Source organism: Pseudomonas sp. RC2C2, assembly GCF_018390435.1.
Classification (GTDB): domain Bacteria; phylum Pseudomonadota; class Gammaproteobacteria; order Pseudomonadales; family Pseudomonadaceae; genus Aquipseudomonas; species Aquipseudomonas donghuensis.
On record NZ_JAHBAX010000001.1, the window covers coordinates 3,099,283 to 3,121,951 of the forward strand.

Here is a 22,669-nt window from a genome sequence, read left to right on the forward strand (position 1 = left end):
TCGAGGAGCTTTACGTGAATGAAATCATCGCCGTTGCCCTGTTCACCGTGTTAGCGGTGATCAGCCCGGGCGCCGACTTTGCCATGGTGACCCGCAGCAGTTACGCCTTCGGCCGGCGTGCGGGCCTGGCTGCGGCCCTGGGCATTGCCCTGGGGGTGCAGGTGCATGTGCTGTACACCGTGTTGGGCATTGCGGTGATCATCAGCCAGAGTCCGGCGCTGTTTCTGGCCATGAAGGTGCTGGGGGCGGGGTACCTGATTTATCTTGGCTACAAGTCGCTGACCAACACCACACGGATTTCCCTGGACGGTACCAGCGCCCGTCAGCTCGGGGTGCTGGTGGCTTTGCGCTCGGGCTTTCTGACCAATGCCCTGAACCCCAAGACCATGCTCTTTGTGGTCAGCGCCTACACCCAGGTGGTGCAACCGGGCAGCTCGCTGGCGATCAACTTCGGCTATGGCGCGTTCATGTCGTTCGCCCATTGGCTGTGGTTCAGCCTGGTGGCGGTATTCTTCTCGAGCGCGGTATTGCGCCGGGCCATGCTTGAGCGCCAGCGCCTGGTCGATCGGGTGATTGGCGTGGCCTTGATCGGCCTGGGGGTGGCAGTGGTGTTTGCCAATGTACGTTAAGCGGGCGGGGTAAAAATCGCAGGCAAGAAAAAAGGGCTTACCTTGCGGTAAGCCCTTTTTAGTACTTGGTGGCTACACAGGGACTTGAACCCCGGACCCCAGCATTATGAATGCTATGCTCTAACCAACTGAGCTATGTAGCCAAGTGGCGCGCATTATTCGCCTGAAACGGATTTGTGTCAACACTCTTTTTCAAAAAAATTAACGCGCGATCAACTGCTTAGCCATTTATGGGCTCGGCACGATGATCCATTGCCCGGCCAGGCTGCTTACGCTCAGGTTCTGATTGCGGGCCAGAGCATTGATTGCGCTGCTGGCCTGGTCGAGGTTGAAGCTGCCGCTGACCGGGCGCTGACCGAGCTGTTCGTCGATGTACAACAGGCGGCCGCCCTGGTATTCGGCAAGCTGTTCCAGCACCTGGCGCAACGGCACGTCGCGTACCCGCAGTTGGCCCTCGCGCCAGGCCAGCCGGCGTTCGGCATCGACCTTCTCGACCTGGCCCAGGCGGCTGCCGTTCAGGGTCACGCGCTCACCGGGGGCGAGCATGCGTTTGTCGCCGCCGCTGCTGACCTCGACCTTGCCTTTGAGCAGCACCACTTCGTCATGATCGCGGCCGCGGCTGACGGAGAAGCGCGTACCCAGCACCTGCACCTGCGCCTGATCGATGTTGACGACAAAAGGCCGGCCATCGTGGGTCACTTCAATGAACACCTGCCCTTGCACCAGGCGCAGCGTACGCACAGGCCCACGCAGGTCGACATCTACGGCGCTGGCGCTGTCGAGGGTCAGCCGCGAGCCATCGGCCAGCTGGATCTGCCGGCGTTCGCCAACGGCGGTGGCGACATCGCTGTTCAGGCGCTGCAGCAATGGCAGTTGCAGCATCACCAGGGCGCTGATCAGCAAGAGGCTGGCCGCCACTGCCCAAACGCCCCAGGAGCGTGGCGCCACGCGGCGTTCGATCTTGTGCAGGCGGCGCGCCGGCAGTTCCAGTTGGTTTGGCGATGGGGTCATGGCAGGTCAGCGGGCATGGCGTATGCAGGCCTCGGATAGGCGGGCAGTGGGGGTGGTGAAAGCGCACTGACTATATCGTTATTGATAATCATTAACAAGAACGTCAAAAGTACGTTGGTCGAAAAGAATAGTGCGCTTGCTAACGAATTCTGGATAATTGGATCCCGCCCACCGGATGGAAGCTTTTGTCATGGCTGTGAGCACTGCCTCGTCGTCACCCGCCAGTACCGCCACTGCCCAGAGCAGCCCGCTGGTGATGCGCATCATCGCCGCCTGTGCCCTGGCGCATTTGATCAACGACCTGATCCAGTCGGTGCTGCCGTCGATCTACCCCCTGCTTAAGGCCAACTATGGCTTGAGCTTCGCCCAGGTCGGGATGATCACCCTGACCTTCCAGATCACCGCCTCGTTGCTGCAGCCCTGGGTGGGTTTCTATACCGATCGCAAGCCGATGCCGAACCTGCTGCCGCTGGGCACCCTGTGCACCCTGGTGGGTATCGTCATGCTCGCGTATGTCGCCAGCTTCCCGATGATCCTCCTGGCGGCGGCGCTGGTGGGCATTGGTTCGTCGACCTTCCACCCGGAAACCTCGCGTATTGCCCGGCTGGCCTCGGGTGGGCGTTTTGGCCTGGCGCAGTCAAGCTTTCAGGTTGGTGGCAATGCAGGCTCCGCCTTCGGCCCGTTGCTGGCGGCGGCGATCATCATCCCCTTCGGTCAGGGCAATGTGGTGTGGTTCGGCCTGTTCGCTGTCTGCGCCGTGCTGGTCACCTATGGCCTGAGCCGCTGGTACAGGGCACACCTGAACCTGTTCAAGGCCAAGCAAGGCCAGCGCGCGACCCATAGCCTTTCCCGCCAGCGGGTGATCGGCGCCCTGGTGGTGCTGGGGTTGCTGGTGTTCTCCAAGTACTTTTACATGTCCAGCTTCACCAGCTACTTCACGTTCTACCTGATCGAGAAGTTCGACCTCTCGGTGGCCAGCTCGCAGCTACACCTGTTCCTGTTTCTCGGCGCAGTAGCGGCCGGAACCTTTTTTGGCGGGCCGATCGGTGACCGCATCGGGCGCAAGGCGGTGATCTGGTTCTCGATCCTGGGTGTCGCGCCATTCACCCTGTTGCTGCCTTACGTCGACCTGTTCTGGACCAGCGTGCTCAGCGTGATCATCGGCTTTATCCTCGCCTCGGCGTTTTCGGCCATTGTTGTATATGCCCAGGAACTGGTGCCGGGTAACGTGGGGATGATCGCTGGCATCTTCTTCGGCCTGATGTTCGGCTTTGGCGGCATCGGCGCAGCGGCGCTGGGCTATCTGGCCGACCTCAAGGGCATCGAATACGTCTACAGCCTGTGCTCGTACCTGCCGCTGTTCGGCCTGCTGGCAATCCTCCTGCCGTCCACCGGCAAGCGTTGAAGCTGCCTAGCGATGCCGGTGGGCGCAGCTCATCGGCTGCCCGGCCAGTTCGCCGATCAGTGCCGCCAGGCGTTCGGTTTCGGCGCGGTTGAGGCGGTCGCTGCGCAGGACCTGCTCGCCAACGCCGAAGCTGAAGTCCCAATCCAGATCCATCAGGTAGTACGTCGTTTTGTCGACGGGGCTGCACCAGGTGGTGTGCGGCGCCTCGATAGCGTCGCCCATGAACTGCATGAAGGTCTCTTCGGCCACCTGTGCCTGCAGGTATTGCCCTGGCAGGCTGAAGTTCTCGCCCGCGCAGACAAACGGCTGGCCGGGCTCGAACTCGAACAGGCGCACGACCTGCGCGGGGTCCGCTTCGACCCTGAGCCTTCGGAACAACTCGGCACTCGGTCGGTACAACGGGCTGCACCAGAGGCTGTCGTCACTGTCGCCGGTTTCATCCAGGGCATCGGCCGCAGCGGGCTCGAGCCAGCCCAGGGTCAGCAGCTGTTGCTCCAGGCTTTTCCAATCGGGCGCGGGCAGGTGGCGATAGCGGGGGAAAATGAACTGATGATGTTCGGACATGCGCTGATCCTCTTCCATGATGGCGCGAGAGTAGCACAGCGAGATTGACGTCTGGCCCGGGCTTCCCCTAGAGTGCCGGCCTGCCTTTTTCCTGTAGTCGACCCATGAACCGCTTTTCCCGTCCTTGCGCCATCCAGCCGGCTGTTATCCAGGCCGTCGTGTGCGACTGGCCGTGTGACACGGTGCTCAAGCGTCGGCGCAGCGTGTTGTTCGCGTTTACCTTCTCGCCGCACCTTCACACCTCCTGACCCTGAGGCTGTGTGCCCGGCGTTCTGCCGTGGCTGAGCTCGCCGCTAACCGAATCCTTTTACGGTCATGTATGCGCCTGCGCAGGTGCGATGTCGTGCCTGCGCCGGTGAGTCTGGAGTTGTGATGAATATGCGTTTGTTGCTGGGCTTGTTGTTTGCGGTGTCGGTGGTCGGTTTCAGTCTCGGGGCGAGCTTGCCGCTGGTGTCCCTGCGTTTGCTCGACGCCGGCGCCAGTACTTTGCAGATCGGTATCGTCTCGGCGATTCCGGCCGCGGGGATGATGCTGTCGGCGTTCATGGTCGATGCCTGTTGCCGGCACCTGACCCGGCGTACCATCTACCTGTTGTGCTTCGGCCTGTGCACCCTGAGCATCGGTTTGCTTGAGTGGGGCTTCTCTTCGATCTACTTGCTCGGGCTGTTGCGGCTGGGGCTGGGGATCGGCATGGGCATCGCGATCATCCTCGGCGAGTCGTGGGTCAACGAGCTGAGTCCGGAGCACAACCGCGGCAAGATCATGGCCCTGTACGCCACGGCGTTCACCGGTTTCCAGATGCTCGGCCCGGCAATGCTGGCGCTGCTCGGGGCACAGAGCACCTGGGTGACGACAGTGGTGACCGCCTGCTACGGCCTGGCGCTGCTGTGTATCGTGCTGACGGTGCCCAATGATCATGTCGAGCATGGCGAGGAGGGCGGCAAGAGCTTTTCCCTGGCGGGCTTTTTCCGCGTGGCGCCGGCCTTGTGCATGGGCGTGCTGTTCTTCTCGTTCTTCGATGCAGTGATTCTTTCGCTGCTGCCGGTGTACGCCACCAACCATGCCTATGCGGTGGGGGTGGCGGCGTTGATGGTGACGGTGATCCTTACCGGCGACATGCTCTTCCAGCTGCCGATCGGCTGGCTGGCCGACCGCTGCGAGCGCACGACGGTACACCTGGTGTGCGGCGTGGTGGCGATGTTGATCGGCCTGGCGCTGCCGTGGCTGATCGGCATGCAATGGTTGCTATGGCCAGCACTGGTGCTGCTCGGTGCGGTGGCGGGCGGGGTCTATACCCTGGCGCTGGTGCTGATCGGCCAGCAGTTCAAGGGCCAGGACCTGGTCACCGCCAATGCCAGCGTCGGCTTGCTCTGGGGCGTCGGCAGCCTGCTCGGGCCGCTGATCAGCGGCGCGGCCATGGACGTTGCGCCCCATGGCCTGCCAATGGCCCTGACGGCCATGGCGGCGCTGTTCGTGGTGTTCGCCCGCAGTGCCCGGCGGCGGGCCTTCAGGGCCCAGCGCGCCGATCAGGGCACTCTGTAGCACACTTGCAGCGCTGTCGCGCGCCAGGTGTCTTTCAGAAGCGCTCGGGAACCATGCGCGACGTGTAGCTGGTGCTTTTGTCGCGCCCGATCTTGCCGCGCTTGGGCAGCTCGATCTTCTGCTTGTGGGTGATGTCCTCGTAGGGCACCTGCTTGAGCAAGTGGCTGATGATATTCAGGCGCACCCGTCGTTTGTCCTCTGAAGGGGCCACGTACCAGGGGGCCCATGAGGTATCCGAGGCGGCGAACATCTCATTGCGCGCGCGGGTGTAGTCGTCCCAGCGGGTGAAGGACTTGAGGTCCATCGGGGTCAGTTTCCAGATCTTGCGACCGTCGGTGATGCGCTCTTTCAGGCGCCGTTCCTGCTCCTGGGGGCTGACTTCCAGCCAGTACTTGATGAGAACGATGCCGGACTCGACCAGCATCTTTTCGAACGATGGCACCACCGAAAGAAACTTGCGGGACTGCTCTTCGGTACAGAACCCCATCACCCGCTCAACACCGGCGCGGTTGTACCAACTGCGGTCGAAGATCACCACTTCGCCGGCCGAGGGCATGTGCTGGATGTAGCGCTGGGCGTACATCTGGCTTTTTTCCCGTTCGGTCGGTGCTGGCAGCGCCACTACGCGAAACACCCTCGGGCTGACGCGTTCGGTGATGGCCTTGATCGTTCCGCCCTTGCCGGCACCGTCGCGACCTTCGAAGACGATGCAGACTTTCAGGCCCTTGGCTACCACCCATTGCTGCAATTTGACCAGCTCGACGTGCAGGGCCTTGAGTGCTTGCTCGTACTCTTTACGGGGGAGGCGTTCGCTGTTGCTTTGTTTTTCCTTCTTTTTAGCCATGCGCCGATACCTGGTCTGTGGACGAAAGCCGTTTGAGTGCGGCTTTGAGTATAGACCTGGGTTTTGGCCAGCATTTGTGCGCAACGCAGGCAAAGAAAAACCCCTTGAAGCATAGCCTCAAGGGGTTTCGGGCTCATCAGGGAGCGGATCAGACGTTGAAGCGGAAGTGCATCACATCACCGTCTTTGACGATGTAGTCCTTGCCTTCCAGGCGCCATTTACCGGCTTCCTTCGCGCCGCCTTCACCCTTGTACTGGATGAAGTCGTCGTAGCCGACCACTTCGGCACGGATGAAGCCTTTCTCGAAGTCGGTGTGGATCACGCCGGCCGCTTGTGGAGCGGTGGCGCCGACGCGTACGGTCCAGGCGCGTACTTCCTGCACACCGGCGGTGAAGTAGGTCTGCAGGTTGAGCAGCGAGTAACCGGCGCGGATCACGCGGTTCAGGCCTGGCTCTTCGAGGCCCAGGGCTTCGAGGAACATGTCCTTCTCTTCGCCGTCGTCGAGCTCGGCAATCTCGGCTTCGATCTTGTTGCACACCGGCACCACGAGCGCGCCTTCTTCTTCGGCGATGGCCTTGACCACGTCCAGGTGCGGGTTGTTGTCGAAGCCGTCTTCGGCAACGTTGGCGATGTACATCACAGGTTTGCTGGTCAGCAGGTGGAAGCCGCGGATCAGCGCCTTCTCGTCAGCGCCCATGGCCTTCATCAGGCTGCGCGCAGGCTTGCCTTCGGTGAAGTGCGGGATGAGTTTTTCGAGGATGGCTTTCTGCGCCAGGGCGTCCTTGTCACCGCCCTTGGCGTTGCGCGCAACCTTCTGCAGTTGCTTCTCGCAGCTGTCGAGGTCGGCGAAGATCAGTTCCAGGTCGATGATCTCGATGTCGCGCTTGGGGTCGACGCTGTTGGAGACGTGAATCACGTTCTCGTCTTCGAAGCAGCGCACCACATGGGCGATGGCGTCGGTTTCGCGGATGTTGGCCAGGAACTTGTTGCCCAGGCCTTCACCTTTCGAGGCGCCAGCCACCAGGCCGGCGATGTCGACGAATTCCATGGTGGTCGGCAGCACGCGGTTCGGCTTGACGATGGCCGCCAGGGCGTCCAGGCGCGCATCAGGCATCGGCACGATGCCACTGTTCGGCTCGATGGTGCAGAACGGGAAGTTCTCAGCGGCGATGCCGGATTTGGTCAGGGCGTTGAACAGGGTGGACTTGCCGACGTTGGGCAGGCCGACGATGCCGCAATTGAAACCCATGGTGAATCCCTCTTCGTGGAGTCAGGCCTTTTGGCTGTGCAGCTCTCTCATCGCACGCGTCCAGTCGCCGGCGAGGATGTCCGGCAGCACGCCGAGGGCAAAATCGATACTGGCGTCCAGTTTCTCCTGCTCGGCGCGTGGCGCCTTGCCGAGGACGAAACTGGAGACCTTGCTGCTGTCACCCGGGTGGCCGATGCCAAGCCGCAGACGGTGAAAGTCATTCTGGTTGCCGAGCTGGGCGATGATGTCGCGCAGCCCGTTGTGCCCGCCGTGGCCGCCGCCCTTCTTGAGCTTGGCGACGCCGGGAGGCAGGTCGAGTTCGTCGTGGGCCACCAGGATGGCATCTGGCGGGATGCGGAAAAAATTCGCCAGTGCAGCAACGGCCTGGCCGCTGCGGTTCATGTAGGTGGTCGGAATCAGAAGACGAACGTCGTTGCCCTGATGGCTGAATTTTGCCGTCAGGCCGAAATACTTGCGATCAGCAGTCAGGTTGACGCGCTGGGCGCTGGCAATGCGTTCTACGAAAAGAGCCCCTGCGTTATGCCGGGTCTGTTCGTATTCGGGGCCGGGGTTTCCCAGGCCGACGATCAGTTGGATGGCGGTCACGTCAGGGGCTCTTCCTTGGAGTTGTGGGTTACAGCGCTGGGCGCTGTAACCCGGTCAACGCCGGCGTGCTGAGTAGATTACTCGGCAGCGCCTTCTGCAGCTTCAGGCGCAACACGCGGAGCGTGAACGTTGGCGATAGCCAGGTCGTTACCGTGAGCCAGAGCGACGAACTCAACGCCTTTCGGAGCTTTGAGGTCCGACAGGTGGATGATCGCGCCGACTTCGGCGTTGGCCAGGTCGACTTCGATGAACTCAGGCAGGTCTTTGGCTTCGCAGGAAACTTCGATCTCGTTGGCGGTGTGGGAGATCTCGCCGCCTTTCTTGACCGGAGCTTCTTCGTTGATGAAGTGCACAGGTACTTTGGCGGTCAGTTTCTGGCCAGCAACAACGCGGACGAAGTCAGCGTGCATGATGAACTGCTTGGCAGGGTGACGCTGCATGGCTTTAACAACGACGTTTTGTTTCTTGCCGTCGATGTTCAGTTCGATAACGTGGCTGAAGGCAGCTTCGTTGTCGAACAGCTTGGTGATTTCCTTGGTCAGGATGGTCACGGATTCAGCAGCTTGGCCACCACCGTAGACAACGGCAGGGATGTTGGCGGAATGACGCAGGCGGCGGCTCGCACCTTTCCCCAGGTCAGTACGCGCTTGGGCGTTCAGAATGAAATCAGTCATGTTGTATCTCCAAAATAGCCATTCCCGAGTGGCGTTTGCGACCAGCGCCAAAGCGGGATGGGCAAAAAAGCCCCGCCCCAACAACCAGTGTTGGGGCGGGGCGCTTTACGTCAACGTGAGTTCGCGAGGGTAAAACCCTCAGCGGAACATCGCGCTGATCGATTCTTCATTGCTGATGCGGCGAACCGCCTCGGCAACAACCGGTGCGATATCCAGTTGACGGATACGGTCACAGGCTTGTGCTGCAGCGGACAGCGGGATGGTGTTGGTCACCACCAGTGCGTCCAGCACGGAGTTCTCGATATTCTCGATCGCCCGACCCGACAGGACAGGGTGCGTGCAGTAGGCGTAAACCTTGGCAGCGCCGTGTTCTTTCAGGGCCTTGGCCGCGTGGCACAGGGTGCCGGCGGTGTCGACCATGTCGTCGACGAGAATACAGGTACGTCCTTCGACGTCGCCGATGATATGCATCACTTCGGAGTGATTGGCCTTTTCACGGCGTTTGTCGATGATGCCCAGATCAACGCCCAGGGACTTGGCAACAGCACGTGCACGCACGACGCCGCCGATGTCCGGGGACACGATCATGAGGTTCTCGAAACGCTGGTCTTCGATGTCATCCACCAGAACGGGGGAGCCGTAGATGTTATCTACCGGAATATCGAAGAAACCCTGAATCTGGTCAGCGTGCAGGTCGACGGTGAGAACACGGTCGATACCTACGACGGTGAGCATGTCAGCGACGACTTTGGCGCTGATAGCTACACGCGCCGAACGCGGACGGCGATCCTGGCGGGCATATCCGAAGTAAGGAATCACGGCAGTGATTCGGGAAGCTGAGGAGCGGCGGAAGGCATCGGCCATCACTACCAGTTCCATCAGGTTATCGTTGGTTGGCGCGCAAGTCGGCTGAATGATGAAAACGTCCTTACCGCGAACATTTTCATTAATCTCAGTGCTGATTTCGCCGTCGGAAAATTTTCCGACAGAAACATCACCCAGTGGGATATGCAGCTGACGTACGACACGCCGAGCCAGATCGGGGTTGGCGTTCCCCGTAAAGACCATCATCTTGGACACGCGCAGTACCTGAAGGCTGAGGGTATACCTGGATGAGTATAAGGAAAATGGCAGGGGCGGCTGGATTCGAACCAACGCATGGCAGGATCAAAACCTGCTGCCTTACCGCTTGGCGACGCCCCTGTATCTGTTGCTGCGAGCACCTGGTGCTCGATTCCTAGAGCAGGCTCTGCAGCGTGCGATGCAACATCGAAACGTTGCTTCCCTTAGCTACAAACCCTGTTTGGGTCTCTGCAAGAAGGGCCAAAACTTTATCAGCTTCAGCTTTGTTTGGGAAGGCCCCAAACACACAACTTCCAGTTCCGGTAAGCCGAGCGTCAGTGAATTCGTTTAACAAATTCAATGAATTGCGTACCTCTGGGTAACGCTGCTCTACCACCGGTTGGCAGTCATTTCGACTGTTTCCCTTGGGAACGGGGCGCATCTTAAGGGGCAAGGAATCACGTGTCAACAGCGGATCTGAAAAAATTTCTGCTGTGCTAACAAATACTTGCGGGACCAGCACGACGTACCAGGGCTCTTCGGGGTCGACCGGGGTCAGCTTCTCACCCACACCCTCAGCGAATGCCGCATGGCCGCGGACGAAAACCGGCACGTCAGCGCCCAGGGTCAGGCCCAGCTCGGCCAGTTGGTCTTCGCTCAAGCCCAGTTGCCATAAATGATTGAGGCCGAGCAGGGTGGTGGCGGCATCGGAGCTGCCGCCACCAATGCCGCCGCCCATCGGCAGGATTTTCTTCAGCCAGATATCCACGCCCTGGCTGCAACCGCTCAAGGCCTTGAGCTTGCGCGCGGCCTTGACGATCAGGTTGCTGTCGTGGGGGACATTGGCAATCTCGCTGTGCAGGCGCACTTCACCGTCTTCGCGCAAGGCGAAGGAAAGCTCGTCGGCATGGTCGAGAAACTGGAACAGGGTTTCCAGCTCATGGTAGCCGTCAGGGCGGCGACCAAGAATGTGCAGCATCAGGTTGAGTTTGGCCGGTGCCGGCAGGGTCAGGGTTGCAGTGTTCATAGATCAGTGGCCCAGTTGCCGTGGTTGCCAGTCCTTGACCACCAGGGTCACGTCGAGGTTCTGTCCGTGCAGCTTGATGCGTTCGGGCAGCCAGTAGCCGTTTTGTTCGGCGTAGCTCAGGTACTGCACGTCCCAGCCGTCCTGCTTGAGGCTGGCCAGGCGACTGTCGCCGTCGAGGGTCAGCTGGCTCTTGCTGTCGGGGGCGGGCAGGCCACGAATCCACCAGACCAGGTGCGAGACCGGCAGCTCCCAGCCCAGTTGCTCTTCGAGCAGGGCTTCGGGGCTATTTGCCTCGAAGCGGCCCTGGTTGGCGACTTCCAGAGTGACGCCACCGGGGCGCCCGGTCAGGCGCGCGGCGCCGCGGCCCAGCGGGCCGGACAGGCGGATATCGTAGTAATCCTGGCGCTGCAGCCAGAACAGCGTGCCGCTGCCGGAGTCTTTCGGCGCGCGGATGCCGACCTTGCCGTTGATCTGCCAGCCATCGAGGGTGCTCAGCTGTTGCTTGTGCTCGCGCCACAGCTGTGGGCTGCCCTCGCCCCGCAGGGCCTCACGGGAGCCGAAGCCGGCACAGCCGGCAAGCAGGGCGATCAGGGTGAAGGTGATGCAGTGGCGCAAAAACATAGGCTTATAGAGTCTCGGATCCGGTCAGGCGCAGGACGGTCTTGCGCAGGATGGGGCTGTCGGGCTGGGCTTCAAAGCCCTTGGCCCAGACCTGGCGGGCTTCGCGGCGCTTGCCGTTGGCCCAGAGTACTTCACCCAGGTGGGCGGCCACTTCGTGATCGGGGAACCGCTCAAGGGCCTGGCGCAGCAGGCGCTCGGCTTCGTCAAGGTTGCCCATGCGGTAGTTGACCCAGCCGAGGCTGTCGAGCACCGCCGGATCCTCCGGGGTGATCTGGTGTGCCTTGTCGATCAGCGCCTTGGCTTCGGCGTAACGGCTGGTGCGGTCAGCCAGGGTGTAGCCAAGGGCGTTGAGGGCCATGGCATTTTCCGGCTCGCGGCTGATGATGTTGCGCAGATCCTTTTCCATCTGGGTCAGGTCGTTTCGTTTTTCCGCCAGCATGGCCCGGGTGTAGAGCAGGTTGAGGTCGTCCGGGTACTGCTTGATCGCCTGCTGCAGAACCTGCTCGGCCTGGGCGTCCTTGTCGTTGTTGCCCAAGGCTTCGGCTTCGATCAGGTACAGCTGGATGGCGTAATCGGGCTGGCTTTCCCGGGCTGCGGCCAGGCGCCGCGAAGCTTCGGCGCTACGGCCGTTGGCGATGAGGATATCGGCCTGGCGCAATTGTGCCGGCAGGTAGTCGGTGCCGGGGCCGACCAGGGCGTATTCGTTCAGCGCGCTTTCGGGGTCGTTGCGTTCTTCATGGATGCGGCCCAGGTTCAGGTGTGCGGCATCGACATGGCTGTCGCGGGCGATCAGCTCTTCGAGGTAGCCGGCGCCTTCGTCCCAGTCCTTGGTTTCCAGGCTGATCAGGGCTAGCGAGTAGCGCAGCTCGTCGTCATCCGGATACTGCTGGACCAGGCTGACGAACTCGGCCTTGGCATCGGCCAGGCGGTCCTGTTCGACCAGCATGCGCGCATAGGTCAGGCGCAAGCGTTTGTCGTCCGGGTACTGGCGAATGGTTTTTTGCAGCAGCGGCAGGGCCTCTTTGCCGCGGTCCAAGCCCTGCAGCAGGCGGGCACGCAACAATACCGGAGCGATCTCGCCGTCTTCGGGCGGGTGCGCTTCGAGCAGGTCGAGGGCGGCCTGGGCCTTGCCGTCCTGTTGCAGCAGCAACGCCTTGCCGAACACCAACTGACTGTTGTCGGGGTATTTCACCAGCAGGCGGTCGAAACTCTTTTGCAGGCCCTCGCGGGTGTCCTGGTCGGTTTCCAGGGCCGACAGGGCGAGGAAGTCGAAGTGGGTGTCGCCCTGGCCCTGAAGGACTTTTTCCATGTGGGCCATGGACTCGTCATAGCGACCGCCGCGGGCCAGCTGGATGGCGGCGGCACGCTGGGCGTCGAGGCTGTCCGGGGCGTTCTTTGCCCAGATCAGTGCGGTGTCCAGGGCAGCCTGGTCGGCACCCAGGTATTCGGCGATGCGGTAGGCGCGCTCGGAGATGCCTGGGTCCTGGGTCTTGATCGCCTGGCTGACGTAGTTGTCCAGGGCGATGTCGAAGCGGTCGCGCTGGCCGGCAAGTTCGGCGGCCAGCAGGCTGTAGACGGTGTCCTGGCTGAACGACCCGTAGACGGTGGGCTTGGCCGGTTGCACCGGGGCAGCCTCTGCAGGCGACTTGGCATCCGGTGAATGCGGAGCCAGGGTCTGGCAGCCCTGGAGCAAGGCAAGGGCAAGGAGCAACGCGTAGGATCTATTCATAATCGGGATTTGGGCGGCTTACCAGCGGTCGGATCATCATGACACAAGCGCCGGGGCAAACCCATAAGCGAAGGTCTCGGTAGAGGTAGACTATAGAGACAATAGCGAGCAGTGGTTGTTCTGCGCCTTGCGAAGTAGGACAATTATCGGCTTCTCGTCACAATCAGCGACCTTGCATGGCCTTTCTTGCCCTCGGTATCAACCATAAGACTGCCTCGGTAGACGTACGCGAGCGCGTGGCGTTTACCCCTGAGCAGCTGGTGGACGCCTTGCAGCAGCTCTGCCGACTGACCGCCAGCCGCGAAGCCGCGATCCTTTCGACCTGCAACCGCAGCGAGCTTTATATAGAGCAGGACCACCTGGGCGCAGAGAGTATTCTGCGCTGGCTGGCCGAATATCATCAGCTGAGCCTGGATGAACTGCGCGCCAGCGCCTACATCCATGAAGATCACGATGCTGTGCGGCACATGATGCGGGTAGCCTCCGGGCTCGATTCGCTGGTGCTGGGCGAGCCGCAGATCCTCGGGCAGATGAAGTCGGCCTATGCCGTGGCCCGCGAAGCCGGCACCATCGGCCCGCTGCTCGGGCGCCTGTTCCAGGCCACCTTCAGCGCCGCCAAGCAGGTGCGTACCGATACCGCCATCGGCGAAAACCCGGTGTCGGTGGCCTTCGCCGCCGTCAGCCTGGCCAAGCAGATCTTCAGCGACCTGGGCCGTAGCCAGGCACTGCTGATCGGCGCCGGTGAAACCATTACCCTGGTGGCCCGTCACCTGCACGAGCAGGGCGTACGGCGCATTGTCGTCGCCAACCGGACCCTGGAGCGCGCCAGCACCCTGGCCGAACAGTTCGGCGCCCATGCGGTATTGCTGGCCGACATTCCCCAGGAGCTGGTCAACAGCGATATCGTCATCAGTTCCACCGCCAGCCAATTGCCGATCCTCGGCAAGGGTGCGGTGGAAAGCGCCCTGAAGCAGCGCCGGCACAAGCCGATCTTCATGGTCGACATCGCCGTGCCGCGGGATATCGAACCGCAGGTTGGCGAGCTGGACGATGTGTACCTGTACACCGTCGATGACCTGCACGAGGTGGTCGCCGAAAACCTCAAGAGCCGCCAGGGTGCTGCCCAGGCCGCCGAAGAGCTGGTTTCGGTGGGCGCCGAAGATTTCATGCTGCGCCTGCGCGAGCTGGCTGCGGTGGATGTACTCAAGGCTTACCGTCAGCAGAGCGAACGCCTGCGCGACGAGGAGCTGCAAAAGGCCCAGCGCCTGCTGGCCAATGGCGCCAGCGCCGATGACGTGCTGGTGCAACTGGCCCGTGGCCTGACCAACAAACTGCTGCATGCGCCCAGCGTGCAGCTGAAAAAGCTCTCTGCCGAAGGCCGCCTCGATGCGCTGGCCATGGCCCAGGAACTCTTTGCCCTCTCCGAGGGTTCGACGGATAAAACCCCGCAATGAAAGCGTCGCTGCTGAATAAACTGGACACGCTCCAGGACCGCTTCGAGGAACTGACCGCCCTGCTGGGCGATGCCGAGGTCATTTCCGACCAGACTCGCTTTCGCGCCTATTCCCGTGAATACGCCGAAGTCGAGCCGGTCGCCGTTGCCTACGCCCAGTGGCGCAAGGTTCAGGATGACCTGGCCGGTGCCCAGGCGCTGCTCAAGGACAGCGATCCGGACCTGCGCGAAATGGCGGTGGAAGAAGTTCGCGAGGCCAAGGAGCAACTGGCTGTCCTGGAAAACCAGCTGCAGCGCATGCTGTTGCCCAAGGACCCCAACGACGGGCGCAATGTGTTCCTGGAAATCCGCGCCGGTACCGGCGGTGACGAAGCGGCGATCTTCTCCGGCGACCTGTTCCGCATGTACTCGCGCTACGCTGAAAAGCGCGGCTGGCGCCTGGAAATTCTCTCGGAGAACGAAGGCGAGCATGGCGGTTACAAGGAGATCATCGCCCGGGTCGAAGGCGACAGCGTCTATGGCAAGCTGAAGTTCGAGTCCGGTGCCCACCGCGTCCAGCGCGTACCGGAAACCGAATCCCAGGGCCGTATCCACACCTCGGCCTGCACCGTGGCGGTGCTGCCCGAGCCGGACGAGCAGGTGGCGATCGAGATCAACCCGGCGGACCTGCGCGTCGATACCTACCGCGCCTCCGGTGCCGGTGGTCAGCACATCAACAAGACCGACTCGGCGATCCGCATCACCCACTTGCCCACCGGCATCGTCGTCGAGTGCCAGGAAGAACGTTCCCAGCACAAGAACCGCGCCCGGGCGATGTCCTGGCTGTCGGCCAAGCTCAACGACATCCAGACCAGCGCGGCGCAGAATGCCATGGCCAGCGAGCGCAAGCTGCTGGTTGGCTCCGGCGACCGCTCCGAACGGATTCGTACCTACAACTATCCACAGGGGCGGGTAACCGATCACCGCATCAACCTGACCCTGTATTCCCTGGATGATGTGCTGGCCGGTGGGGTGGATGCGGTCATCGAGCCATTGCTGGCCGAGTATCAGGCTGACCAACTGGCTGCACTGGGTGAGTAAATGACGATTATTGCCAGCTTGCTCCGCGGCGCGGAGCTGCCGGATTCGCCGACGGCGCGTCTGGATATCGAACTGCTGTTGGCTGCGGCCATCGGCAAGTCGCGCAGCTACCTGCACACCTGGCCGGAGCGGATTGTCAGCAGCGAAGCGGCGCTGACCTTTGCCGATTACCTGCAGCGTCGGCGCGCCGGTGAACCGGTCGCCTATATCCTCGGTCAGCAGGGGTTCTGGAACCTCGACCTGGAGGTGGCGCCGCACACCCTGATCCCACGGCCGGAAACCGAGCTGCTGGTCGAAACCGCTCTGCAGTTGCTGCCGGCAAGTGCGGTCAAGCTGCTCGACCTGGGCACCGGTACCGGCGCGATTGCCCTGGCCCTGGCCAGTGAGCGCCCGCAGTGGCAGGTCACTGCGGTTGACCGGGTGCTGGAAGCCGTGGCCCTGGCCGAGCGTAACCGCCAGCGCCTGCAACTGAACAACGTGACGGTGCGCAGCAGCCACTGGTTCGATGCCCTGGGCGGCGAGCGCTATGACCTGATCATCAGCAACCCGCCGTACATTGCCGCTGCCGACCCGCACCTGGTGGCCGGTGACGTGCGCTTTGAGCCAAGCAGCGCGCTGGTCTCCGGCGACGATGGCCTGGACGATCTGCGCAGCATCGTCAGTCAGGCGCCGGCGCACCTGCTGCCCGGCGGCTGGCTGCTGCTCGAGCACGGTTACGATCAGGCCGCCGCCGTGCGCGAGCTGCTGGCCCGGCATGATTTCGAACAGATCGAAAGCCGCCTTGACCTTAATGGCCACGAGCGCATCACCCTGGGCCGGCTGTCGTGCTGACCGATCAGGAGCTGTTGCGCTACAGCCGGCAGATCCTCCTGGCGCAGGTGGATATCGACGGTCAGCTGCGCCTGAAAAACAGCCGGGCGCTGGTTGTCGGCCTGGGCGGCCTGGGTTCGCCGGTCGCCTTGTACCTGGCGGCTGCCGGTGTTGGCGAACTGCACCTGGCCGATTTCGACACGGTGGACGTCACCAACCTGCAGCGCCAGGTCATGCACGACAGCGCATCGGTGGGCATGAGCAAAGTCGATTCGGCACTGCTACGCCTCGCGGCGATCAACCCGGAAATCACGTTGCTCGCCCATCGCCACGCCCTGGACGAAGACTCCTTGGCCGAGGCGGTTAAGGCGGTGGACCTGGTACTGGATTGCTCGGACAACTTTGCCACCCGCGAAGCGGTCAATGCCGCCTGCGTGGCCCTGGGCAAGCCATTGGTCAGCGGCGCGGCGATTCGCCTGGAAGGGCAGTTGTCGGTGTTCGACCCACGCCGCCCTGAAAGCCCGTGCTACCACTGCCTGTACGGCCATGGCAGCGAAGCCGAGCTGACCTGCAGTGAAGCCGGTGTACTCGGCCCGTTGGTCGGTCTGGTCGGCAGCCTGCAAGCGCTTGAGGCACTGAAGCTGCTGGCCGGGTTTGGCGAACCGCTGGTAGGGCGCTTGTTGCTGATCGATGCCCTGGGCAGCCGTTTCCGTGAGCTGCGGGTCAAGCGCGACCCGGGCTGCAGCGTCTGTGGCAAGGATCATGGCTGACGGCGCGGCGGCGCCGGTCGGCGTCTTCGATTCCGGTGTTGGCGGCCTGTCGGTACTGGCCGAGATCCAGCGCCTGTTGCCCAATGAGTCGCTGCTGTATGTCGGCGATTGCGGGCACATCCCCTATGGTGAGAAGTCGCCGGCATTCATTCGCCAGCGCTGTCGCATCGTCGCTGAGTTCTTCCGTGAGCAGGGTGCCAAGGCCATGGTCCTGGCCTGTAACACGGCGACGGTGGCCGCGGTGGCTGATTTGCGCGAACAGTATCCGCAGTGGCCACTGGTGGGGATGGAGCCAGCGGTAAAGCCTGCGGCTGCCGCTACCCGTAGTGGCGTGGTCGGTGTGCTGGCCACCACCGGCACCCTGCAAAGCGCCAAGTTCGTCGCCTTGCTCGATCGTTTTGCCAACGATGTGCAGGTTGTTACCCAGCCTTGCCCTGGCCTGGTGGAGTGCATCGAAGCTGGCGACCTGAACAGCCCGGTGGTGCGCGAACTGCTGCAAGGCTATGTAAATCCCTTGCTCGACGCTGGCTGCGACACGCTGATCCTGGGCTGCACCCATTACCCCTTCCTCAAGCCTCTGCTGGCGGAAATGGTCCCGGCCTCGGTGGCAATTATCGATACCGGCGCTGCGGTTGCCCGCCAATTGCAGCGCCTGCTTGGCGAGCGTCACTTGCTAGCCGCGGGACCGGCACAGGACGCGCAATTCTGGACCAGTGCCAGCCCCGAACATTTGCGAAAGATCCTTCCAATGTTGTGGAATAAATCTGACAGTGTGCGAAGCTTCACGATGTAAAAAGAGTGTGAAAAGCACTCAACATTGACTGAGCTAACGCAACGCCGCCGATTTTTATTTTATTGTCTGGTGAGACAGAGAAACCAACAACAGCATTAGGAAAAAGGATGTTTCTCATGAAGAAACTGCTTTGTTTGGCTGCGCTTGCAGCCGTTACCCTGGGGCAATCTTTTACCACTCAAGCAGCGGACGTATCGTTGTCGGTCGGGCAGACCGGCGATTCGACCATGACCTATCGGCTGGGCCTGCAATCGAACTGGGATGCCAGTTGGTGGCAAACTAGCGTAGGGCGCATTACCGGTTATTGGGATGGTGCCTACACCTATTGGGATGGCGATGAAACCGCCAGCAACCACAGCCTGTCGTTCTCACCCGTGTTCGTTTACGAGTTCGCCGGTGAGTCGGTTAAACCCTACATCGAAGCCGGCATCGGTGTGGCAGCGTTTTCCAGTACCGAACTTGAGAGTAATGAACTCGGCTCCTCCTTCCAGTTCGAAGACCGTATCGGCTTCGGCCTGCGTTTTGCCGGCGGACATGAAGTAGGTGTACGCGCGATCCACTATTCCAATGCCGGGCTGAAGATGCCCAACGACGGTGTGGAAAGTTACTCGCTGCACTATCGTATGCCGCTCTGACCTCTGCAACGACAGCCCTGGGTTTTACACAGGGCTTGAAGGTTGTTCGGGCAATGGCCAGAGGCTGTTGAGATTCAGGGCTTCGAGCAGCAACTCCGGGGCCCGCTCAGGTAGCCGCTGGAGCAACACATCGGCGGCACTTTCTGCAGTCCACTCTTGCGGCATGACCTGCGTCGCCACCAGCGGCACTTTCAGGGTCTGGGGCGCGACCAGGGTCAGGTCGATACCTTTGCTTGCCAAGTGCTGGCACTCGCTGCGAAACACTTCTGCCAGGCTGTTGTCCGGTGTTGCCGGCTGACTTGGTTCGTAGAGCTGCAGCGCTGAATAGCGACTGAGCACTGCCATGATCTGCGGCGACTGGCCGTTCTCCAGCAGTGGCAGCGCATTGTGCAGGCAGTGGACCGAAGCGCTCAGGTTGCTGCTGGCGATCGCTTCGAAAATTGCCGTCGGCGGGATACTCGCGTCGAGATAATCGCAGGTTCCGGCATTGACCAGCAGGCAATCAAGGGCACCCCACTGCGCCTGGAGTCGCTGGCTGGCCTGCGCCGCCTGGGCGGCATCGGTCAAGTTGCCATCGAGCAGTAACAACTGCTGCGGGTTCAGTTGCGACAGCCCCTGTAGTTCGGTTGATGCCCGCCCGCTGGCGGCGACTTTCCAGCCCTGTGCAAGCAGTTGTTGCACCAACGCCAGACCCAGGCCGGAGCCTGCACCGGTGACCCACACCTTGCGCGCGATGGGTTCGATCACGTTACTGCCCTCTCTTCCTGCCGCGTGGGTAAATTCTTGAATGCATTCAACGCACGTTGGCGACTGCTACCGAGGTCCACAATAGGTTGTGGATAAAGATTAGTAGCAAAAAGATCGTCAGCAGGCACGGGATTGTGGATATTTTTTTCATCCAGGCTAGCCAGTTCAGGGAGCCACTGTCGAATGAAGTGGCCGGCGCGGTCGAAACGCAGAGACTGGCTCAGGGGATTGAAGATGCGAAAATAGGGCGCTGCGTCGGTGCCGGTCGAGGCACTCCACTGCCAACCACCATTATTGGCGGCCAGGTCACCGTCGATCAGGTGACGCATGAAAAAGCGTTCGCCTTCGCGCCAGTCGATCAGCAGGTTCTTGGTCAGGAACATGGCGACAACCATGCGCAGGCGGTTGTGCATCCAGCCAGTGGCGAGCAATTGGCGCATGGCGGCGTCGATGATCGGGATCCCGGTTTGCCCCTGCTGCCAGGCCTTGAGCTCATCCGGCGCGTGACGCCAGGGCAGGGCTTCGGTTTCCGCGCGAAAGGCGCGGTGTTTGGATACGCGCGGGTAGCCCACCAGAATGTGCTTGTAGAACTCGCGCCAGAGCAGCTCGTTGATCCAGGTCAGCAGGCCCTGGTTACCGCTGTCGAACTCGCCGAAGTTGTTGCTCAACGCCGCGTGCAGACATTGGCGTGGCGAAATCACCCCGGCCGCCAGGTAAGCCGACAGTTGGCTGGTACCGGCGACGGCGGGAAAATCGCGCTGCTTCTGATAGTCCTCGGCACATTCGTCGGTGAAGCGTCGCAGGCGGCGCCGGGCTTCTTCTTCACCCGCAGGCCAAAGTTCGCGTAAAGGCTGTGCGGGGAGAGGGAAGCCGGCAGCTTCAGCCGGCACCGGGTCGCTTGCCACACCCGTCGGTGCTTGCGCCTTGGGCGCTTTGACCTGGTGCGGCAGCCCTAGGTGCAAACGCTCGTAACAGACTTTGCGGAACTGACTGAAGACCTGGAAGTAGCCACCGCTGCGGGTCAGGATGCTACCGGGCTTGAACAGCAATTGGTCGAGGTAGGCGTGAGCGGCAATGCCTTGCTGTTCCAGGGTGCAGCGCACAGCCTGGTCGCGGGTGCTTTCGTTGACGCCATATTCGTCGTTGAAATGCACGGCCTGTACCCGATGTTCCTGACACAGTTGCAGCAGGGCCTCGGGTACCTGCTGCCAGGTATCGGCGCGACGGATCAGTAACGGAATGTTCAACTGCGCCAATGCTGTGCTCAGGCCTTGCAGGTTGCGCAGCCAGAAGTCGACCTTGCACGCGGCATCGTCATGGGCTTGCCACTGCCCGGGGCTCAGCAGCCACACTGCCAGGCTCGGGCCCCGTTCGCAGGCCGCTGCCAGTGCGGTGTTGTCGAGTACGCGCAGGTCGCTGCGCAGCCAGATCAGTTGCATGGGAATCCTTGGCCGTTGTCGGTGGTGTTCAGGGCGCGTCCGCTGAGTTGCTGCAGGCAGTTAAGCGCCGCCTGGGGCGAGTCGAGGGCAAACAGCGTCTCGTCGCTCCAGGTTTGCAGCGCTTGGTTATGAATGCTGACTGCGCGGCCACACAGGAGTTTCGGAATTTCAATGTTGGCCAGGTTTCGCTGCAGGCGCGCCAGGTCGAGCGTTTTGTCGACGCTCAGCAGCAGCGCCCAGGGTTGCAGGCGGGCAATGGCCAGGGGCAGCTCATTGCCCGGCAGTTGCCAATCGAAGACCTGCACCGGGTAGCCGGCATTGCTCGCCAGCCAGGCGCTCAGCCATAGCCGCGGGTCGAAGGCCAGGTCAGAGGCGTTGACCAGCAACAGCGGGGCGCCGCCCAGCTGATGATTGTTGTGGTACACCCGCGCGCCCAGTTTGCTGCGCAGCCAGGAGTGAAAGAACACTTGCTCAAGGTGTGCGGCGAACTGGCTTTGCCAGCGCAGTTCCAGGTCGGCAAGCAGCGGCATCAACAGCTGTTGGCACAGCGTTGCTGGCGGGTACAGGGCCATGGCCTGGTTCAGATGTTGCTCAAGACGGCGCTCGGCGAGTGCGCCGATGGCTTCCGTCAGTTGCTCACGCAAGGTTTGCCAGTCGCTGCCGGGCGGCGCTTGCGCTGCACTGGGCGCAGCCTCCAGCAAGGATCTGACCTGGCTCACTGCAACGCCACAATTGAGCCAGGTGAGGATCTGCCGGATGCACTGGACGTCATCCTGACTGTAAAGGCGATGCCCCTTGCCAGTGCGTTGCGGCACGATCAACCCGTAGCGCCGCTCCCAGGCGCGCAGGGTGACCGGGTTGACGCCGGTCAGGCGCGTCACTTCACGGATCGGCAGCAGCGCTTCAGATGGCATTACGCAGGCTCAGGCTTTGCGGGTGTGGCTGCAGGTAGACCTGCTGCAGCAGGTACGGGTCGGGGTGATTGCGCAGGTGATGCTTGAGCAGCGTCAGCGGCACTACCAGCGGTACTTCGCCGGCGTGGTACTGGGCGATCAGCTGCTGGATTTCCTGTCTGTCGTTGCCGCTCAGGGCGTTGCGCAGGTAACCGCTCAGGTGCAGCAGCACATTGCTGTGGGTACCACGGCTGGCGCAGCGGCTCAGGGCCTGCATCAGCTGGCTGAAGTAGCGCGCAGCGAGTGCTGCTGGATCGTCGTCACGGGTCATGCTGCCCAACAGCTTGCCCAGGGTTTTGTACTGCTGCGGATTGTGGGCCATCAACTGGTACTTGTAGCGGGCGTGGAACGCAATCAGGGCCCCGCGGCTGACCCCTGCGGCGAGCAATTGCTGCCAGTCGGCATAGGCGTAGACCCGGGTGATGAAGTTCTCCCGCAGCACTGGATCACACAGCCTGCCGTCTTCTTCCACCGGCAGGTCGGGGCGCTGTTGACAGAACGCGGCGGCGAACAGCCCGCGGCCACCTTCTACTGCGGGGTAGCCATTGGCCTGATACACCTTGACCCGCTGCAACCCGCAGGACGGTGATTTGTGCATGAAGATGTAGCCGCAAATGTCATTGAGGTCATTGGCCATTTGCTGACCATAGGCGCGCAACGGGCCGGACAGGTCCAGCCCTGGATCGCGGCTGCACACCGCCTGCGGGTCGGCGGGGTCGCCCACCAGGCGGATGGCCGGGCGAGGCACGCCCAGGCCAATGGCCACTTCCGGGCATATCGGAACAAAATCGAAATGTTTGCTCAGGACCTCGTTGCACAGTCGTGATGCCTTGTGGCCGCCGTTGAAGCGAACCTCCTGGCCGACCAGGCAGGCGCTGACGGCAATTCTAGGTTTGCACGGCAGGTCGCACGCGTCCATGAATAGATCCTGTATTAGTTGTACAGAAATAAAATCTTGTACAGGTAAATCTCATCATAGAGATAAACCTATGCAAGTCAATTTTCTTGTACAGCTTTTCAGCAGGG

23 protein-coding genes and 2 tRNA genes are annotated in these 22,669 nt (G+C 61.9%); 9 read left to right on the plus strand and 16 right to left on the minus strand.

Annotated elements, in window-relative coordinates; all coding sequences use genetic code 11:
- Window positions 1–14: 14 nt before the first annotated feature.
- Entirely contained in the window at window positions 15–629 is a 615-nt protein-coding gene (locus KHO53_RS14230) for a LysE family translocator (protein WP_036993813.1), read from the plus strand.
- Window positions 630–695: 66 nt separating this feature from the next.
- Here the strand turns inward: KHO53_RS14230 and KHO53_RS14235 are convergent.
- A tRNA-Met gene (locus KHO53_RS14235) sits at window positions 696–772 on the minus strand.
- A gap of 85 nt (window positions 773–857) precedes the next feature.
- Entirely contained in the window at window positions 858–1,640 is a 783-nt protein-coding gene (locus KHO53_RS14240; protein WP_213570436.1) for a FecR family protein, read from the minus strand.
- Between the two features lie 190 nt (window positions 1,641–1,830).
- Between KHO53_RS14240 and KHO53_RS14245 the strand changes: the two genes are divergently transcribed.
- On the plus strand, window positions 1,831–3,045 hold the full coding sequence (locus KHO53_RS14245; protein WP_036993814.1) for an MFS transporter: 1,215 nt from the start codon (window positions 1,831–1,833) through the stop codon (window positions 3,043–3,045).
- A 6-nt stretch (window positions 3,046–3,051) separates the two neighbouring features.
- On the opposite strand, the gene KHO53_RS14250 is transcribed toward KHO53_RS14245, so the two are convergent.
- Window positions 3,052–3,609 (minus strand): hypothetical protein, encoded by a 558-nt coding sequence (locus KHO53_RS14250; protein WP_036993816.1) that lies wholly within the window; start codon window positions 3,607–3,609, stop codon window positions 3,052–3,054.
- A 372-nt stretch (window positions 3,610–3,981) separates the two neighbouring features.
- Here KHO53_RS14250 and KHO53_RS14255 point away from each other — a divergent pair, with 372 nt between their 5' ends.
- Window positions 3,982–5,151, plus strand: a complete 1,170-nt coding sequence (locus KHO53_RS14255) for an MFS transporter (protein ID WP_036993818.1) — start codon at window positions 3,982–3,984, stop codon at window positions 5,149–5,151.
- A 34-nt stretch (window positions 5,152–5,185) separates the two neighbouring features.
- Here KHO53_RS14255 and ppk2 read toward each other — a convergent pair whose 3' ends face one another.
- The 9 genes from ppk2 to KHO53_RS14300 all read right to left on the minus strand — a co-directional run bounded on the left by ppk2 (window position 5,186) and on the right by KHO53_RS14300 (window position 12,963).
- Entirely contained in the window at window positions 5,186–5,995 is an 810-nt protein-coding gene (gene ppk2, locus KHO53_RS14260; protein WP_010225726.1) for a polyphosphate kinase 2, read from the minus strand.
- Window positions 5,996–6,143: 148 nt separating this feature from the next.
- Window positions 6,144–7,244, minus strand: coding sequence for a redox-regulated ATPase YchF (ychF, locus tag KHO53_RS14265; RefSeq protein WP_010225727.1), 1,101 nt, complete (start codon window positions 7,242–7,244; stop codon window positions 6,144–6,146).
- Between the two features lie 21 nt (window positions 7,245–7,265).
- The gene (gene pth / locus KHO53_RS14270; protein ID WP_010225728.1) at window positions 7,266–7,850 is read right to left on the minus strand and encodes an aminoacyl-tRNA hydrolase; all 585 of its coding nucleotides are present in this window, start codon (window positions 7,848–7,850) and stop codon (window positions 7,266–7,268) included.
- A gap of 77 nt (window positions 7,851–7,927) precedes the next feature.
- Entirely contained in the window at window positions 7,928–8,524 is a 597-nt protein-coding gene (locus tag KHO53_RS14275; protein ID WP_010225729.1) for a 50S ribosomal protein L25/general stress protein Ctc, read from the minus strand.
- 138 nt (window positions 8,525–8,662) lie between these two features.
- Window positions 8,663–9,604: a ribose-phosphate pyrophosphokinase gene (locus KHO53_RS14280; protein WP_010225730.1), complete on the minus strand. Its 942-nt coding sequence runs from the start codon at window positions 9,602–9,604 to the stop codon at window positions 8,663–8,665.
- Between the two features lie 48 nt (window positions 9,605–9,652).
- Window positions 9,653–9,727: transfer RNA gene (locus KHO53_RS14285), tRNA-Gln, on the minus strand.
- Between the two features lie 34 nt (window positions 9,728–9,761).
- A complete protein-coding gene (gene ispE, locus KHO53_RS14290) occupies window positions 9,762–10,613 on the minus strand; it encodes a 4-(cytidine 5'-diphospho)-2-C-methyl-D-erythritol kinase (protein ID WP_213570437.1) in 852 nt (283 codons plus the stop codon).
- Window positions 10,614–10,616: 3 nt separating this feature from the next.
- Window positions 10,617–11,234 carry a lipoprotein insertase outer membrane protein LolB gene (gene lolB, locus KHO53_RS14295; protein ID WP_010225732.1) on the minus strand — a complete coding sequence of 206 codons (618 nt, stop codon included), beginning with the start codon at window positions 11,232–11,234 and terminating at the stop codon, window positions 10,617–10,619.
- 4 nt (window positions 11,235–11,238) lie between these two features.
- Entirely contained in the window at window positions 11,239–12,963 is a 1,725-nt protein-coding gene (locus tag KHO53_RS14300) for a tetratricopeptide repeat protein (protein ID WP_010225734.1), read from the minus strand.
- Between the two features lie 176 nt (window positions 12,964–13,139).
- Between KHO53_RS14300 and hemA the strand changes: the two genes are divergently transcribed.
- From hemA to KHO53_RS14330, 6 genes are all read left to right on the plus strand, one after another.
- Entirely contained in the window at window positions 13,140–14,417 is a 1,278-nt protein-coding gene (hemA, locus tag KHO53_RS14305; RefSeq protein WP_036993821.1) for a glutamyl-tRNA reductase, read from the plus strand.
- Window positions 14,414–15,496, plus strand: coding sequence for a peptide chain release factor 1 (gene prfA / locus KHO53_RS14310; RefSeq protein ID WP_010225737.1), 1,083 nt, complete (start codon window positions 14,414–14,416; stop codon window positions 15,494–15,496). The genes hemA and prfA overlap by 4 nt, the downstream gene beginning before the upstream one ends.
- A complete protein-coding gene (prmC, locus tag KHO53_RS14315; protein ID WP_010225738.1) occupies window positions 15,497–16,327 on the plus strand; it encodes a peptide chain release factor N(5)-glutamine methyltransferase in 831 nt (276 codons plus the stop codon).
- Window positions 16,321–17,076 (plus strand): molybdopterin-synthase adenylyltransferase MoeB, encoded by a 756-nt coding sequence (locus KHO53_RS14320; RefSeq protein WP_010225739.1) that lies wholly within the window; start codon window positions 16,321–16,323, stop codon window positions 17,074–17,076. The genes prmC and KHO53_RS14320 overlap by 7 nt, the downstream gene beginning before the upstream one ends.
- Entirely contained in the window at window positions 17,069–17,869 is an 801-nt protein-coding gene (murI, locus tag KHO53_RS14325) for a glutamate racemase (protein WP_036993824.1), read from the plus strand. Before KHO53_RS14320 ends, murI begins: the two co-directional genes overlap by 8 nt.
- A 116-nt stretch (window positions 17,870–17,985) precedes the next feature.
- A complete protein-coding gene (locus tag KHO53_RS14330) occupies window positions 17,986–18,504 on the plus strand; it encodes an acyloxyacyl hydrolase (RefSeq protein ID WP_036993825.1) in 519 nt (172 codons plus the stop codon).
- Between the two features lie 24 nt (window positions 18,505–18,528).
- Here KHO53_RS14330 and KHO53_RS14335 read toward each other — a convergent pair whose 3' ends face one another.
- From KHO53_RS14335 to KHO53_RS14350, 4 genes are read right to left on the minus strand one after another with little or no spacing between them, the layout of a single operon-like run.
- Window positions 18,529–19,251, minus strand: coding sequence for an SDR family NAD(P)-dependent oxidoreductase (locus KHO53_RS14335; protein WP_232531797.1), 723 nt, complete (start codon window positions 19,249–19,251; stop codon window positions 18,529–18,531).
- On the minus strand, window positions 19,248–20,690 hold the full coding sequence (gene phrB, locus KHO53_RS14340; protein ID WP_100781934.1) for a deoxyribodipyrimidine photo-lyase: 1,443 nt from the start codon (window positions 20,688–20,690) through the stop codon (window positions 19,248–19,250). Before phrB ends, KHO53_RS14335 begins: the two co-directional genes overlap by 4 nt.
- The gene (locus KHO53_RS14345; protein ID WP_036993832.1) at window positions 20,681–21,604 is read right to left on the minus strand and encodes a MerR family transcriptional regulator; all 924 of its coding nucleotides are present in this window, start codon (window positions 21,602–21,604) and stop codon (window positions 20,681–20,683) included. Before KHO53_RS14345 ends, phrB begins: the two co-directional genes overlap by 10 nt.
- Window positions 21,594–22,562 (minus strand): YbgA family protein, encoded by a 969-nt coding sequence (locus KHO53_RS14350; protein WP_010225748.1) that lies wholly within the window; start codon window positions 22,560–22,562, stop codon window positions 21,594–21,596. Before KHO53_RS14350 ends, KHO53_RS14345 begins: the two co-directional genes overlap by 11 nt.
- Window positions 22,563–22,669: the final 107 nt, after the last annotated feature.